The sequence below is a fragment of the Pseudarthrobacter sp. NCCP-2145 genome (assembly GCF_023708005.1).
GTDB lineage: Bacteria > Actinomycetota > Actinomycetes > Actinomycetales > Micrococcaceae > Arthrobacter > Arthrobacter oxydans.
The window spans coordinates 100,960-115,421 of record NZ_BRCG01000007.1 but is presented as its reverse complement, the minus strand read 5'-3'; the positions used below and the strand labels follow the sequence as shown (position 1 = coordinate 115,421).

Below are 14,462 nucleotides of genomic sequence, written 5' to 3'. Positions count from 1 at the left end.
GCGCGGCGGGCCGCTTGCCTCTCCCGGTAAACCTCCTTCTAGACCTCTTCTACGGAACTGGGCTCTGCACGAGACAGATCGATGCCCAGTTCTTCCGCAGCCGTGAAGACTGCGTCATCAGAGTCACGCATTTCAATTGTGGTTCCGTCCGTGGAAAGAACTTCCACGTTCAGGCACAGCGACTGCATTTCCTTGATCAAGACCTTGAAGGACTCGGGAACGCCCGGCTCCGGGATGTTCTCGCCCTTGACGATGGCTTCGTAGACCTTCACGCGGCCATGGATGTCATCAGACTTGATGGTGAGGAGTTCCTGGAGCGTGTAGGCGGCGCCGTAGGCTTCGAGCGCCCACACTTCCATTTCACCGAAGCGCTGGCCACCGAACTGGGCCTTACCACCCAGCGGCTGCTGCGTGATCATGGAGTACGGGCCGGTGGAGCGGGCGTGGATCTTGTCGTCCACCAGGTGGTGGAGCTTCAGGATGTACATGTAGCCGACCGAGATCGGATCCGGGAACGGCTCGCCGGAGCGGCCGTCGAACAGGCGGGTCTTGCCGGAGGAGTTGATTAGGCGTTCGCCGTCGCGGGTCACGTTGGTGGAGTCCAGCAGGCCCGTGATTTCCTCTTCGCGGGCACCATCGAACACCGGCGTTGCAACAGTGGTCTGGCCACTTTCGCGCGGCAGGTTCGGCAGCTGCTTGACCCACTCGGGCTCGCCTTCGATCTTCCAGCCGGTCTTGGCCACCCAGCCGAGGTGCGTTTCGAGCACCTGGCCCACGTTCATGCGGCCCGGGACACCCAGCGGGTTCAGGACGATATCAACGGGGGTGCCGTCGGCAAGGAAGGGCATGTCCTCAACGGGGAGGATCTTGGAGATAACACCCTTGTTGCCGTGGCGGCCGGCGAGCTTGTCGCCGTCGGTGATCTTGCGCTTGGCAGCGACGTAGACGCGGACCAGCTGGTTCACGCCCGGGGGCAGTTCGTCGTCGTTGTCGCGGTCGAAGACGCGCACGCCGATGACGGTACCGGACTCGCCGTGGGGAACCTTCAGTGAGGTGTCGCGGACTTCGCGGGACTTCTCACCGAAGATGGCGCGCAGCAGGCGCTCTTCCGGGGTCAGCTCGGTTTCACCCTTCGGGGTGACCTTTCCGACCAGGATGTCCCCTGCTTCAACCTCGGCACCGATGTGGATGATGCCGCGCTCGTCCAGGCCTGCCAGGACTTCCTCGGACACGTTGGGGATGTCACGGGTGATTTCCTCGGCACCAAGCTTGGTGTCGCGGGCATCGATCTCGTGCTCCTCGATGTGGATGGAGGAAAGAACGTCCTCGGCAACGATGCGCTGCGAGAGGATGATGGCGTCCTCGAAGTTGTGGCCTTCCCATGACATGAATGCCACGAGCAGGTTCTTGCCGAGGGCGAGCTCGCCCTGGTCCGTTGCCGGGCCGTCGGCGATGATGCCGCCAACTTCCAGGCGCTGGCCTTCGTTCACCAGGACACGGTGGTTGTAGCAGTTGCCCTGGTTGGAGCGGGCGAACTTGTTGATGCGGTAGTTGGTCTCCGTGCCGTCGTCGTTGAGCATGATGACGAGCTCGGCGGAAACCTCGGTGACCACACCGGCCTTCTTGGCGATGACAACGTCACCGGCGTCGACGGCTGCGGCGCGCTCCATGCCGGTGCCCACGAAGGGGGCCTCGGAACGGACCAGCGGCACGGCCTGGCGCTGCATGTTGGCACCCATGAGTGCGCGGTTTGCGTCGTCGTGCTCCAGGAACGGGATCAGGGCGGTGGCCACGGACACCATCTGGCGCGGGGAAACGTCCATGAACTCGACGTCCTCGGCGGGAACGAGGACGGGCTCGCCTCCACCACCGCGGGCACGGACCAGGACGGTCTCTTCGGCGAACTTCTTGTTCTCGTCCAGCGGCGCGTTGGCCTGGGCGATCAGGACCTCAGCCTCGTCGTCGGCCGTCAGGTACTGGACGTCGTCGGAAACGACGCCGTTCTTGACCAGGCGGTACGGCGTCTCGATGAAGCCGAACGGGTTGATGCGTCCGTAGGATGCCAGCGAACCGATCAGGCCAATGTTCGGGCCTTCAGGGGTTTCGATGGGGCACATACGTCCGTAGTGGGACGGGTGCACGTCACGGACTTCCATGCCGGCGCGGTCACGGGACAGACCACCCGGGCCAAGGGCCGACAGGCGGCGCTTGTGGGTCAAACCCGAGAGCGGGTTGTTCTGGTCCATGAACTGGGACAGCTGGGACGTTCCGAAGAACTCCTTGATGGCCGCAACCACGGGGCGGATGTTGATCAGGGTCTGCGGCGTGATGGCCTCGACGTCCTGGGTGGTCATACGCTCGCGGACAACGCGCTCCATGCGGGACAGGCCGGTGCGGACCTGGTTCTCGATGAGCTCGCCGACGGCGCGGATCCGGCGGTTGCCGAAGTGGTCGATGTCGTCGATTTCGACGCGCAGGTCCACTTCCTGGCCGTCACGGGTGCCCTTGATGGTCTTCTCGCCGGCGTGCAGCGCAACGAGGAACTTGATCATGGCAACGATGTCTTCAACATGCAGGACCGATGCTTCCTTGTCGCCAAGGGAGCGGTCGATGCCAAGCTTGCGGTTGATCTTGTAGCGGCCAACCTTGGCCAGATCGTAGCGCTTGGAGTTGAAGTACAGGTTGTCCAGCAGGGACTGGGCAGCCTCGACGGTGGGCGGCTCGCCCGGGCGCAGCTTCCGGTAGATGTCCAGCAACGCGTCTTCGCGCGTCTCGGTGGCGTCCTTCTCCAGCGTTGCGCGCATGGAGTCGTACTGGCCGAACTCTTCGAGAATCTGGCCTTCGGTCCAGCCGAGGGCCTTCAGGAGGACCGTGACGGACTGCTTGCGCTTGCGGTCGAGGCGGACGCCGACCTGGTCGCGCTTGTCGATTTCGAGTTCGAACCAGGCACCGCGGGACGGGATGATCTTCGCGGTGAAGATGTCCTTGTCGCTGGTCTTGTCGGCGGCACGCTCAAAGTAGGCGCCCGGGGAGCGGACCAGTTGGGAGACGACGACACGCTCGGTGCCGTTGACCACGAAGGTGCCCTTCTCGGTCATCAGCGGGAAGTCGCCCATGAACACGGTCTGCTGCTTGATTTCGCCCGTGTTGTTGTTCATGAACTCGGCCTTGACGTACAGCGGAGCGGAGTACGTAGCGTCCCGGTCCTTGCACTCGGCCATGGTGTACTTGGGGTCAGCGAACTCCGGATCAGAGAAGCTCAGGGACATGGTGCCCTGGAAGTCCTCGATCGGGGAGATCTCTTCGAAGATGTCCGACAGGCCGGACGTGGTGGCGACGCTGAGATCGTTTTCTTCGACAGCCTTCGCTACGCGTGCCTGCCAGCGTTCGTTGCCGACCAGCCAGTCAAAGCTGTCCGTCTGCAGGGCAAGCAGATTCGGAACGTCAAGAGGTTCGTGAATCTTTGCGAATGAGAGCCGGCGAGTGGCACCATCAGTGCTGTCGGCAGTGTTAGCGGTTTCGTTATTAGAGGTGCTCGAGGCGACCAAGAGGGATCCTTCCACAGACCTTCAGGCGTTTTCAGATCTCCCCCGCTGTGCACCCTGCGGAATGCTCCGCAGTGCTACCATCCGGTTCCGCTATATGACCCGGGGCCCGCGCTGACCATGCTGTGACGCGGTTGACGGCACGTTGATTGTCAGCTGCCAGGCAAAGCCCACCGCTATATGAAGGCTGAAGGTAAACAGGGAAGACGCAAATATCTACGATACGGCAAAACAGCCTACGTGTCTACCCCATGTCCGGCCGGAATGCAAGCACCGGTTTTCGCGCCTCCTCGGTACTACAGCCGCAGCGTGACCCCCGCGTCCGTGCAGGTCCCGGCGTTGGCGAAGACGGCGTCCCGGACAGCGTCCTCTGACTCCTGCGCCGCCCCACTGCCGGATCCGGCGGAACCCGAGCGGTCAATCGCCAGCAGGCTCAGCGACGCGAACAGGCCGCGAAGATCGCCGGACACCGTGCCCTTCGCTTCTTCGGCCTGCAGGTAGACGTCCTCATAGCCCTCGGAATCGTCCGAAGGAACGGCCGCGTAGCGTTCAAAGAGGGAGTTGAAGAGCTCGCATGCCGCCTTGGTGCCCTGTGCAGGGGACGACGACGGCGTCCCGGCGCTGCCGCCGACGGCGGCGCTGGTACGGGCGGGGCCTGGCTCCGGCTGGGATGCGGGCGCGGAGGCGGCGTCGTTGTCGGGCACCGACACGGAACAGGCGGTGAGCGCCGCGAGGGACGCTGCTGCCGCCGTGGCGAGTAGTTTTTTCACGCTGCTGCTCCAACCGTCCCGGGGCAGGGACCCGCTGTTTCCCCTGCACAAGTGTCCGCGGTCCACCCTACGCACGCCGCCGCCGTCGTGCACGTTCAAGGGATGGGGACCTCTCCCCGCCCGGAAGCTGCAGTGGACCGTGGCCGCAGCGCGCTGCCCAGGGACGGAATGCCCATGCGGTACCGGGCGTTTGAATACTTAGGTGACCAGGGTCACGATAGCCTTGGTGGCTTACACCGGAAAACGGATCGGAAGAGATAACCATGGGCAACTCCCTTGACAACACTGACGTTGTCATCCTCGCAGCAGCGCGCACCCCGCAGGGCCGGATCAATGGGCAGCTGGCAAGCTTCACCGCCGTGGAACTGGGTTCCCGCGCCATCAAGGCCGCGCTGGACGCAAGCGGCGTGGATGCCGGCGACGTGGAAGCCGTCATGATGGGCCAGGTGCTGCAGGCCGGTGCCGGCCAGAACCCCGCCCGGCAAAGTTCAATCGGTGCCGGCATCGGCTGGGACGTCCCTGCCGTGACAATCAACAAAGTATGCCTGTCAGGACTGACCGCGGTGATCGACGCCGCCCGGATGATCAGGAGCGGCGAGGCGGCAGTGGTGGTGGCCGGCGGCCAGGAATCCATGACCCGGGCCCCGCACCTGCTGCCCGGCTCGAGGCAGGGCTGGACCTACGGTTCAATCCAGGCCCTGGACGCTGCCGCGCATGATGGCCTGACAGACGCTTTCGACGGGCAGTCCATGGGTTTGTCCACCGAGACCCGCAACCTTGCCCTGGGCATTGACCGCACATCGCAGGACAACGTGGCCGCCCAGTCCCACCAGCGGGCCGCGCTGGCCGCCAAGAATGGAACGTTCGACGACGAAATCGTTCCGGTCAGCGTCAAGCAGCGCAAGGGCGATCCGCTCGTGGTCTCCGTTGACGAGGGCGTCCGACCCAACACCTCCGTGGATTCGCTCGCCGGGCTGCGCGCAGCTTTCGTGACCGACGGGACCATCACCGCCGGTAACTCCTCTCCCCTGTCGGACGGGGCCGCAGCCCTGGTGCTGGCCTCCCGCGGCTATGCCGAGGAACACGGCCTGGAATACCTGGCCGTCGTCGGGAAACCCGGGCAGGTTGCCGGACCGGACAACTCGTTGCACTCCCAGCCATCCAATGCCATCCGGAATGCCCTGGGACGGGCAGGCTGGACCACAGCCGACCTGGACTTCATTGAGATCAACGAAGCCTTCGGGTCCGTGGCCGTCCAGTCGCTCAAGGACCTGGACTACCCGCTTGAGAAGTGCAATATCCACGGCGGCGCCATTGCCCTGGGCCACCCCATCGGGGCCTCGGGCGCACGGCTGGCCGTCCATGCTGCGCATGAGCTGAAGCGCCGCGGAACGGGTAAAGCCGCCGTGTCGCTGTGCGGCGGCGGCGGGCAGGGCGAAGCGCTCCTGCTCTACCGCGACTGATGGCCGGCCCGGTCATGAACGGGGCGGACGGCGCCGGACACGGACGGTTCCTGGCCGACGCCTCCGCCCGCGGGCTGGCGGTGGACATCGTGGAAAGGCCGGCCGCCAGGAGCCTCGAAGAGGCAGCCGGCATTCTGGGAATCAGCCCCGCTGACATCGTCAAATCGCTGGTGGTCAAGCACAAAAACGGTACCTTCCTGTTTGCGCTGATCCCCGGCGACCGCCAGATCTCCTGGCCCAAGCTGCGGGCCCTGGTGGGCGTCAACAAGCTGTCGCTGCCGCCCGCGGACACGGCCCTGGAGGCGACCGGGTACGAGCGCGGCACCATTACGCCGCTGGGCAGCTCCACCAGCTGGCCGGTCTACGCGGACGCCACTATCACCGGGCGCCGGATCTCGATGGGTGCGGGCGCCCACGGCTACAGCGCCTTCGTGGACGCGGACGCCCTGACCGCAGCACTGGACGCTGTTGTAGCCGATATCTCCGACCCCGTTTAAAGCAGGAAGCACCGCATTAAAGCAGGAAGCCCCGCCCACAAACGTGGACGGGGCTTCCTGAGGAAAAAGCGCGTTACTACTTGAGGGTAACGGTTGCGCCTGCAGCCTCGAGCTGCTCCTTGGCCTTCTCGGCAGCTTCCTTGGTTGCACCTTCGAGGACAGCCTTGGGAGCGCTGTCAACCAGGTCCTTGGCTTCCTTGAGGCCCAGGGAAGTGATGGCGCGAACTTCCTTGATCACTGCGATCTTCTTGTCGCCGGCAGCTTCGAGGACGACGTCGAAGTCGGTCTTCTCTTCAACCTCTTCAGCAGCAGCGCCGGCGGGGCCAGCAACAGCAACAGCAGCAGCGGTAACTTCGAAGGTCTCTTCGAAGAGCTTGACGAACTCGGAGAGCTCGATGATGGTCAGTTCCTTGAAAGCTTCAATGAGCTCTTCGTTGGTGAGCTTCGCCATGGTAGGCGTCCTTCCTGTTGTGGTGTTCAGCGGCACGCAGCCGTGCTTTACACCGGAGTCTTGTGAGGTAAAGAGAGTTAGTTCTCTTCAGCTGCGGGAGCTTCGGCTGCAGGAGCCTCTGCTTCTGCGGCGGGAGCTTCTTCAGCGGCGGGCGCCTCGGCAGCTGCCGGTGCACCGTTCTCTTCTTCAAGCTTGAGGCGCAGTGCGTCAATGATGCGTGCAGCGGCGGCAGCAGGGGCCTTGAGGACGCCTGCAACCTTGGCGAGCTGCAGCTCGCGGGACTCGAGAGCTGCCAGTGCGGCAACCTCGCTGGCGTTCAGTGCCTTGCCCTCGAAGTAACCGGTCTTGATGACCAGCTGCTTGTTGGTCTTGGCAAAATCCGTCAGGCTCTTGGCAGCGGCAACTGCGTCACCCTTGATGAACGCGATCGCAGTGGGGCCGGCAAGCTGGCCGTCGAATGCTTCGACACCGGCTTCCTTGGCTGCAATGGCGGTCAGGGTGTTCTTGACGACCGTGAACTTGGTGTCCTGGCCGAGAGAAACACGCAGCTGCTTGAGCTGTGCAACGGTGAGCCCACGGTATTCGGTCAGGACAGCGGCGTTCGATTCCTTGAAATCGTTAGTGATCTCAGCTACTGCTGAAACCTTGGTAGGCGTTGCCATAACCCTCCTTCCGGGGATAGTGCCGGTATTCGACGGTCCCCGCTCAAGAGAGCTAAAACTAAAAACGCCCCGCGCAGATGCACGGGGCTTGGCTCAACACGGCTGTACCGTGGAGCTTTGCTTCGTTCACCTGCGCCGGCCGCCCTGCGTTGAGGGTCCTTCGTCCGGAAACCCACTTCTATCCCCCGTGCAGAACTGCAGAGTTGAGCCATGCTCAGGGGAGTGGATTTCCAACAACCGACGGTCTTTGGTCATCCCAGTCTAAGGGAGGTCCCGCCGCTCCGCCAAATCGGCAGTCAGCTGTTGCTGGTGCGAAGGTGCGGAAGCTCCTTCTGCCAGATTCCCGTCACGCCCGCGGTCCGGAATCCCAATTGCTGGTTGACGGTCAGGAGGTATCGGTTTTCCGGCGCATTCCAGGTGTAGATGACCCGGGCATCCGGAAACTGCTCCGTCAGCCGTTCCATGTTCGCCACCTTGATCAGGAGTCCCAGCTTGTTGCCGCGGTGCTCCTGCAGGACGAGGGTATCGTCCTGGAAAACCACGTCAGCGCGGTGGGCCAGCACCGTGATGGTGGTCAGGCCCACCAGCGCCCCGCTGGCGAGATGCTCGACGGCGGTGACCACCGTCCGCCGGCCCTGCGCAATGGCAACGTCTTCGGCCTCCCGGAGGATGGCGCCGTCGAACACCATGTCCTGCTCAACCGGCACCTGGAGCGACGGGTCGACGTCGGCGCCTGCCTGGTTTTCCAGGACGGCGACGGCCTCCAGCCAGCGGTCAGGGCACCGGTCCGTCCAATGGTGCAGCCGGTACCGGCCGTTGTTGGCTTCCTCCGCTTCGGCCTGCAGGTCGGCCACCAGCTTCGAGTCCAGCGGCAGCAGGCAGGAACTGAACTGCTCAATGTGCTGCAGGGTGTATCCGGTGCGTTGGGCGAACTCCACCTCGCGGCTCTCCAACGGCACGAAGCCCTGCCCCGATCCGGGGACCAGCTGGGCACGTTCGAATTCGTGCAGGGAAGCCCCGGGATGGTTGGTGTCCACCAGGATCATGGTGCGGCCTTCATTGCGGGCCAGCTGCTCGGCGGCCTGGAGCAGCTTCCTCCCGACGCCCTGGCGCTGGAACTCGGGCAGGATGTCCAGGGTGAACTCCGCCAGGTCCAGGTTGTCCGTGAGGGGAAGGGCGATGTCAACGGTGCCGACGATCTCACCGTCGACCTTGGCGACCAGGATCAACTGCCGCTCATAGGGATCCGCGAACTCAAGCAGCTTTTCCAGGGGGCCGTAGGCGAGGTCGTCGCTACCCCAGGTCTGCATGCGGACTTTGCGTCCCACTTCGACGGCGGCAAGGAAGTCCGCAGCGTCCGGCGCCTCGAGTGAATCAGGGATCCAGAGCTGCTCGATCTTCACGTCTTTTGCCATAGGCGCATCATCCCAGCCGTTTCTGCCACTCACCTTCATAACCAGCCGGCCTGAATCCAAGGGCAATATTTATGGCCAGCATATGTTGGTTTTCACTGGCGTTCCACGTCAACACAGAACGCGCCGACGGCCATCTGCCCTGGGCACGCCGTAGATTCGCCACCTTGATAAGCGTGCCGAGGCGGCGGCCGCGGTGTTTGGCCGTGACCAGGGTGTCCTGCTGGGCAATGGAGGCCGGCACACCGGGCCGCCAGTTGAGGACCGTGTAGGCGACCAGCTCCCCCGTGGCGCTGTGCAGTGCGGCGGTCACCGCGGACTGGACGCCGCCGCGGGCCATCGTTTGCTCCTCCTCCCGCACCCTCGCTGCATCCCAGTCCTCGCCCTCCCAGTCCATCCCGGCAATGGGAACGTCCGTGCTCATCCGGGCTTTGAGAACCGCGTAGGCCCGAACCAGGTCTTCGGGGCAGGTGTCGTCCCAGCCCGTGATGATGTAGCCGCCTGCCCCCGCTGCTGCCTCCGACTCCAGCCGGTCCAGCAGTTCCGGCGCAAGGGGAAGGTCCAGCCGGCTGGACCGTTCCACCTGTTCCAGCTCGTAGCCGGAACCTGCGGCGAAGGCTACAGCAGGTTCAGTGGCCGGCAGGCCCCCGGCACCGGATTTTGCGGGGAGCAAGGGGTTCCCGTCCGCCGCGGCCAGCGGAACCTCGTGGTATCCGTAGAGGGAGGTCCGGCCCCGTTCCCTGGCTATCGACTCAGCGTGCAACAGCAGCATCCTGCCCAGCCCCCGGCGCCGGTGGACGGGCGCAATCAGGACGTCGATGCCGGCGGTGTGGGTGTTCTCGCGGAGCGGCAGTTCCACCGAGCACATGCCAACGGTCTCCCCCTTCAGCCTCGCCAGGAAGAGCTGCCGCTCCTCGTACTCGTTGCCCTGCCAGAACTCGGCAGCTTCCTGGAGAGTGGGACAGCGGTCCAGGTTGCCCCACAGCGCGAGCTCGTGCTCCACCCGCAGGGCATGGCATTCCCTGAGATCTGCTGTGGGTCCTGCAGAAGCGGCATTCATGCCGGGTTCCGGAAGCACCTTAACGGCAGTGATAACGGGTGCAGTGGGGGTCCCTGGGAAGGTGTCCGACTCCGGGTCAGCCATTCCTACAGCTTAGGCACAAGGTACCGGCGGCGGGATAGTTCCGCAGCTTAAACAAAACCGCCCGGCACAGGTGCCGGGCGGTTTGTTGCGGCGGACGGGTTCCGCTGCAGGAGCTTCAGACGAGGAATTAGGCCTCGGTCAGAACCTTGGTGACGTTCGGGTCGACTGAGATGCCGGGACCGAAGGTGGTGGCAACCGTGGCCTTCTGGATGTAGCGGCCCTTGGAAGCGGACGGCTTCAGGCGAAGCACCTCTTCCAGCGCAGCTGCGTAGTTCTCGGCCAGCTTGACGGCGTCGAAGGAGACCTTGCCGATGATGAAGTGCAGGTTGGAGTGCTTGTCGACGCGGAAGTCGATCTTTCCACCCTTGATGTCGTTGACGGCCTTGGTGACGTCGGGGGTCACGGTGCCCGTCTTCGGGTTCGGCATCAGGTTACGCGGGCCCAGGACCTTACCGAGGCGGCCAACCTTGCCCATGAGGTCAGGGGTGGCGACGGCGGCGTCGAAGTCGGTCCAGCCGGCTGCGATCTTTTCGATCAGGTCGTCGGAACCAACGAAGTCGGCGCCGGCGGCGATTGCTGCCTCAGCCTTGTCACCGGTGGCGAACACGAGGACGCGGGAAACCTTACCGGTGCCGTGGGGCAGGTTGACGGTGCCGCGGACCATCTGGTCAGCCTTGCGGGGGTCGACGCCGAGGCGGAATGCAACCTCAACAGTGGCGTCGAACTTGGACGGGTTGGTGTCCTTGGCGAGGGTTACTGCCTCGAACGGCGCGTAGAACTTCTCCGCGTCGATCTTGGCGGCTGCTGCCTCATATGCTTTGCTGCGCTTTGCCATGCTGCTTATTTCTCCTTGTGCAGTTGTGGTCTGCGGACCGCGCTGGGCCCTGCCACAGTTGGTGGGCGGGCTCGTTATCCGTGCCCGTTTCCCAACATTTCAGTTTTGGTGGTGCCGGTGTCCCGGCGGTGCCGCCCGTCGTCGTGCCCTTTTTGCGGGACACAACACCGAAGCGGCGGAAGCGGCTAGCTTTCGACAGTGATGCCCATGGAGCGGGCGGTGCCGGCGATGATCTTCGCTGCGCCTTCGAGGCTGGTGGCGTTGAGGTCTTCCATCTTGGTGGAGGCGATCTCGTTGACCTGTGCCTGGGTCAGCTTGGCAACCTTGACGGTGTGCGGGGTTGCTGAACCCTTGGCGACGCCTGCAGCCTTCTTGATGAGCTCTGCAGCCGGCGGGGTCTTGGTGATGAACGTGAAGGAACGGTCCTCGTAGACCGTGATTTCCACGGGGATGACGTTTCCGCGCTGGGCTTCCGTCGCAGCGTTGTACGCCTTGCAGAATTCCATGATGTTGACACCGTGCTGGCCAAGCGCAGGACCGATCGGCGGGGCCGGGTTAGCGGCACCTGCCTGGATCTGCAGCTTGATGAGGCCGGTGACCTTCTTCTTGGGAGCCAATGTAGGGTCCTTCTCTCAATAACGTCCTGGGGCACAGGAGCGTGCCTCAGGTTTGTGGCCGCCATGGCAAGGCGGCCGGCCGTTCCGGTGCTGCTAAGCGGGCAGCCCCGGGACGAATTCTTGGGTGATCAGATCTTGGTGACCTGGTTGAACGCCAGGGTAACCGGCGTTTCGCGCTCGAAGATGGATACGAGCACCACGAGGGTCTGGGATTCGACCTTGATCTCGGAAATGGTGGCGGGAAGGGTCTCGAACGGGCCTTCCTTGACGATGACGGACTCGCCAACCTCGAAGTCAACGTCCACGGGGGCCTGGTTCTGCTTGTTGACCGGCTTGCCCTTCTCAGCCTGCTCTTCCTCGAAGACGGGAGCAAGCATGGAGAAGACCTCGTCCAGGCGAAGCGGCACGGGGTTGTGGGCGTTGCCCACGAAGCCGGTGACACCCGGGGTGTGGCGGACGGCGCCCCACGAGGCGTCCGTGAGGTCCATGCGGACCAGCACGTAGCCGGGGATCCGGACGCGGTTGATGACCTTGCGCTGAGCATTCTTGATCTCAACGACTTCTTCCATGGGCACCTGGATCTCGAAGATGTAATCTTCCATGTCCAGGGTCTGGATGCGGGTTTCCAGGTTGGCCTTCACGCGGTTTTCGTAACCGGCGTAGGAGTGGATGACGTACCAGTCACCTTCCTGGCGGCGCAGCTTGGCCTTGAACTCCTCGGCGGGGTCAACGTCTGCTTTGGCGGCGGCAGCGGCGAGGGCGTCAGTGGACTCCTCTTCGGAGCCGGCGTCTGCCTCGGCGTCAAAGTCGGAACCGGCGTCCTCGGATTCGGGCGCGGAGGAATCAACCTCAGACTCGTCACCGGCTTCTGCCGTGACGTCCGCGGACTCTTCCAGCTCAGTCTCGGTTACCTCGAGCTCCTGCTCAGACACTTGGTCTCCTGCTTCCTCATTGCCTAACATGCCTATTTAAATGGCTCAATTCCGCACACCGGCGTTCCGTCCGGGAATCCCGGAGGAACACGCGGCCTGCGGACCGTGCAGCGTTAGCTGTCCGTGGTGCCGGTCCCGCCGAAGACCCAGCCGACGGCGGTTCCAAAACCGATGTCCAGCAGGCTGACGATGACCATCATGATGCCCACGAACACCAGCACCACGAGCGTGTAATTGATCAGTTCCTTGCGGGTGGGTGCAACAACCTTCTTCAGTTCGCCGATGATCTGGCGGACGAAGAGTGCAATGCGGGCGAAGAAGTTTGCCTTGGCGTCCTTCTTAGCTGGGCGGCCCTTGGAGCTGCTGGCAGCTGTTTCGGTCACCTGGTCCTCGCTCATCTTTGCAATGTTGGATTACCCGGCCCTGAACAGAACCATGGTTGCTGCGCTTGCCCCGGATTTTCGCCCGGGGCGCTTGCGCAGGGCAGACAGGACTCGAACCTGCAACCTGCGGTTTTGGAGACCGCTGCGCTACCAATTGCGCCACTACCCTATGGAGTGAATTCCACCCTCTGACAACGAGCCTCCAGTCTGAGCTGGGGCGCACGTCATCATCCGTGTTTCAACACCGGTGAACCAGTCTACGCAACAACTTCGTGTTCGTCGAACCGGCCCATTTCCGGCCCCCGCCTGACGGCCTGCCTGACATGTGACCGGGACACAGTCACAAATCAAAACCGGCAACCCGGAGGGTCCGGTGAACAGCATAGAGTAGAACTCGTCGAATCCCACATTCCAGCCCCCAGGCTGCAAGCGAAGAACGGACCTGCCATGTCTGCCGCCCGCGTTTCCCAGCGCATTTCCGCAATTGCCGAATCCGCAACCCTCGCCGTTGACGCCAAGGCGAAGGCGCTGAAGGCAGCGGGCCGGCCGGTTATTGGGTTCGGTGCGGGCGAACCGGACTTCCCCACTCCGGACTACATCGTCCAGGCCGCCATCGAAGCTGCCGGCCAGCCGAAGTACCACCGCTACTCCCCTGCCGGCGGATTGCCGGAGCTGAAGAAGGCCATCGCCGACAAGACGCTGCGCGACTCCGGCTATGCAGTGGACGCCGCCCAGGTCCTGGTGACCAACGGCGGCAAGCAGGCCGTGTACAACACCTTCGCCACCCTGGTTGATCCGGGAGATGAGGTTATTGTCCCCACCCCGTTCTGGACTACCTACCCGGAGGCTATCCGCCTGGCCGGCGGTGTCCCCGTGGAGGTGTTTGCGGGTCCTGAGCAGGACTACCTGGTCACTGTTGAACAGCTCGAAGCAGCCCTTACGGACAGGACGAAAATCCTGTTGTTCGTGTCGCCGTCCAACCCCACTGGCTCTGTCTACTCGCCGGAGCAGGTGGCGGAGATCGGCAAGTGGGCAGCGTCCAAGGGCCTTTGGGTGGTCACGGACGAGATCTACGAGCACCTGACCTACGACGGCGTCCCCTTCACTTCGATCGCCACCGCGGCGCCGGAACTGGGCGACAAAGTGGTGATCCTGAACGGCGTTGCCAAAACCTATGCCATGACCGGCTGGCGGGTGGGCTGGATGATCGGTCCGGCCGACGTCATCAAGGCCGCCACCAACCTGCAGTCGCATGCCACCTCCAACGTCTCCAACATCATGCAGATCGCCGCCCTCGCCGCGGTTTCCGGCCCGCTGACGGCTGTTGATGAGATGAAGGTGGCATTCGACCGCCGCCGCAAGGCGATCGTTGCGGGCCTGAACGCCATCGACGGCGTGGAATGCCCGACGCCGAAGGGCGCCTTCTACGTCTACGCCGATGTCCGTGGGCTGCTGGGCAAAGAGTTTCCCACCGCCTCCGGCACCGCAACCCCGCAGACCTCTGCCGAGCTCGCAGCGCTGATCCTGGACGAGGTTGAAGTGGCCGTGGTTCCGGGTGAGGCCTTTGGTCCTTCCGGCTACCTGCGCCTTTCCTACGCCCTCGGCGACGAGGACCTGGCCACCGGCGTGCAGCGGCTGCAGGACTTCCTGGGCAAGGCCCAGTAGGACGCTCTCTCTCACTTAACGCAGGAATTCCCTAAACGCTCTATCACTCCCTTCCCGGTGAGTGATAGAGCGTTTGGCGTTAAGGC

13 protein-coding genes and 1 tRNA gene are annotated in these 14,462 nt (G+C 63.7%); 3 read left to right on the top strand and 11 right to left on the bottom strand.

Going from position 1 to position 14,462, the window contains the following annotated elements:
* Positions 1-38 precede the first annotated feature (38 nt).
* Both rpoB and NFU08_RS08185 read right to left on the bottom strand, forming a co-directional pair.
* A complete protein-coding gene (gene rpoB, locus NFU08_RS08190; RefSeq protein WP_079596667.1) occupies positions 39-3,548 on the bottom strand; it encodes a DNA-directed RNA polymerase subunit beta in 3,510 nt (1,169 codons plus the stop codon).
* A 293-nt stretch (positions 3,549-3,841) separates the two neighbouring features.
* Entirely contained in the window at positions 3,842-4,315 is a 474-nt protein-coding gene (locus NFU08_RS08185) for a hypothetical protein (RefSeq protein ID WP_251422140.1), read from the bottom strand.
* A gap of 263 nt (positions 4,316-4,578) precedes the next feature.
* Between NFU08_RS08185 and NFU08_RS08180 the strand changes: the two genes are divergently transcribed.
* On the top strand, positions 4,579-5,778 hold the full coding sequence (locus tag NFU08_RS08180; protein ID WP_251422137.1) for an acetyl-CoA C-acetyltransferase: 1,200 nt from the start codon (positions 4,579-4,581) through the stop codon (positions 5,776-5,778).
* Positions 5,778-6,275 (top strand): aminoacyl-tRNA deacylase, encoded by a 498-nt coding sequence (locus tag NFU08_RS08175; RefSeq protein ID WP_251422134.1) that lies wholly within the window; start codon positions 5,778-5,780, stop codon positions 6,273-6,275. The genes NFU08_RS08180 and NFU08_RS08175 overlap by 1 nt, the downstream gene beginning before the upstream one ends.
* Positions 6,276-6,351: 76 nt before the next feature.
* Here NFU08_RS08175 and rplL read toward each other — a convergent pair whose 3' ends face one another.
* The 9 genes from rplL to NFU08_RS08130 form a co-directional block, all read right to left on the bottom strand.
* Positions 6,352-6,726 carry a 50S ribosomal protein L7/L12 gene (gene rplL / locus NFU08_RS08170; RefSeq protein ID WP_066277893.1) on the bottom strand — a complete coding sequence of 125 codons (375 nt, stop codon included), beginning with the start codon at positions 6,724-6,726 and terminating at the stop codon, positions 6,352-6,354.
* Positions 6,727-6,803: 77 nt separating this feature from the next.
* Positions 6,804-7,388 carry a 50S ribosomal protein L10 gene (rplJ, locus tag NFU08_RS08165; RefSeq protein ID WP_104184342.1) on the bottom strand — a complete coding sequence of 195 codons (585 nt, stop codon included), beginning with the start codon at positions 7,386-7,388 and terminating at the stop codon, positions 6,804-6,806.
* Positions 7,389-7,684: 296 nt separating this feature from the next.
* A complete protein-coding gene (locus tag NFU08_RS08160; protein WP_251422131.1) occupies positions 7,685-8,803 on the bottom strand; it encodes a GNAT family N-acetyltransferase in 1,119 nt (372 codons plus the stop codon).
* Positions 8,804-8,810: 7 nt separating this feature from the next.
* Positions 8,811-9,944, bottom strand: a complete 1,134-nt coding sequence (locus NFU08_RS08155; protein ID WP_251422129.1) for a GNAT family N-acetyltransferase — start codon at positions 9,942-9,944, stop codon at positions 8,811-8,813.
* A 127-nt stretch (positions 9,945-10,071) separates the two neighbouring features.
* Positions 10,072-10,779, bottom strand: a complete 708-nt coding sequence (gene rplA, locus NFU08_RS08150) for a 50S ribosomal protein L1 (RefSeq protein ID WP_066277900.1) — start codon at positions 10,777-10,779, stop codon at positions 10,072-10,074.
* Between the two features lie 185 nt (positions 10,780-10,964).
* The gene (gene rplK, locus NFU08_RS08145) at positions 10,965-11,396 is read right to left on the bottom strand and encodes a 50S ribosomal protein L11 (RefSeq protein WP_251422127.1); all 432 of its coding nucleotides are present in this window, start codon (positions 11,394-11,396) and stop codon (positions 10,965-10,967) included.
* Positions 11,397-11,524: 128 nt separating this feature from the next.
* Positions 11,525-12,328, bottom strand: a complete 804-nt coding sequence (gene nusG, locus NFU08_RS08140) for a transcription termination/antitermination protein NusG (RefSeq protein WP_174176753.1) — start codon at positions 12,326-12,328, stop codon at positions 11,525-11,527.
* 113 nt (positions 12,329-12,441) lie between these two features.
* On the bottom strand, positions 12,442-12,726 hold the full coding sequence (gene secE / locus NFU08_RS08135) for a preprotein translocase subunit SecE (protein ID WP_104184345.1): 285 nt from the start codon (positions 12,724-12,726) through the stop codon (positions 12,442-12,444).
* Positions 12,727-12,807: 81 nt separating this feature from the next.
* Positions 12,808-12,880, bottom strand: a tRNA-Trp gene (locus NFU08_RS08130).
* A 278-nt stretch (positions 12,881-13,158) separates the two neighbouring features.
* On the opposite strand from NFU08_RS08130, the gene NFU08_RS08125 reads away from it, so the two are divergent.
* On the top strand, positions 13,159-14,376 hold the full coding sequence (locus tag NFU08_RS08125; RefSeq protein ID WP_174176755.1) for a pyridoxal phosphate-dependent aminotransferase: 1,218 nt from the start codon (positions 13,159-13,161) through the stop codon (positions 14,374-14,376).
* Positions 14,377-14,462 lie beyond the last annotated feature (86 nt).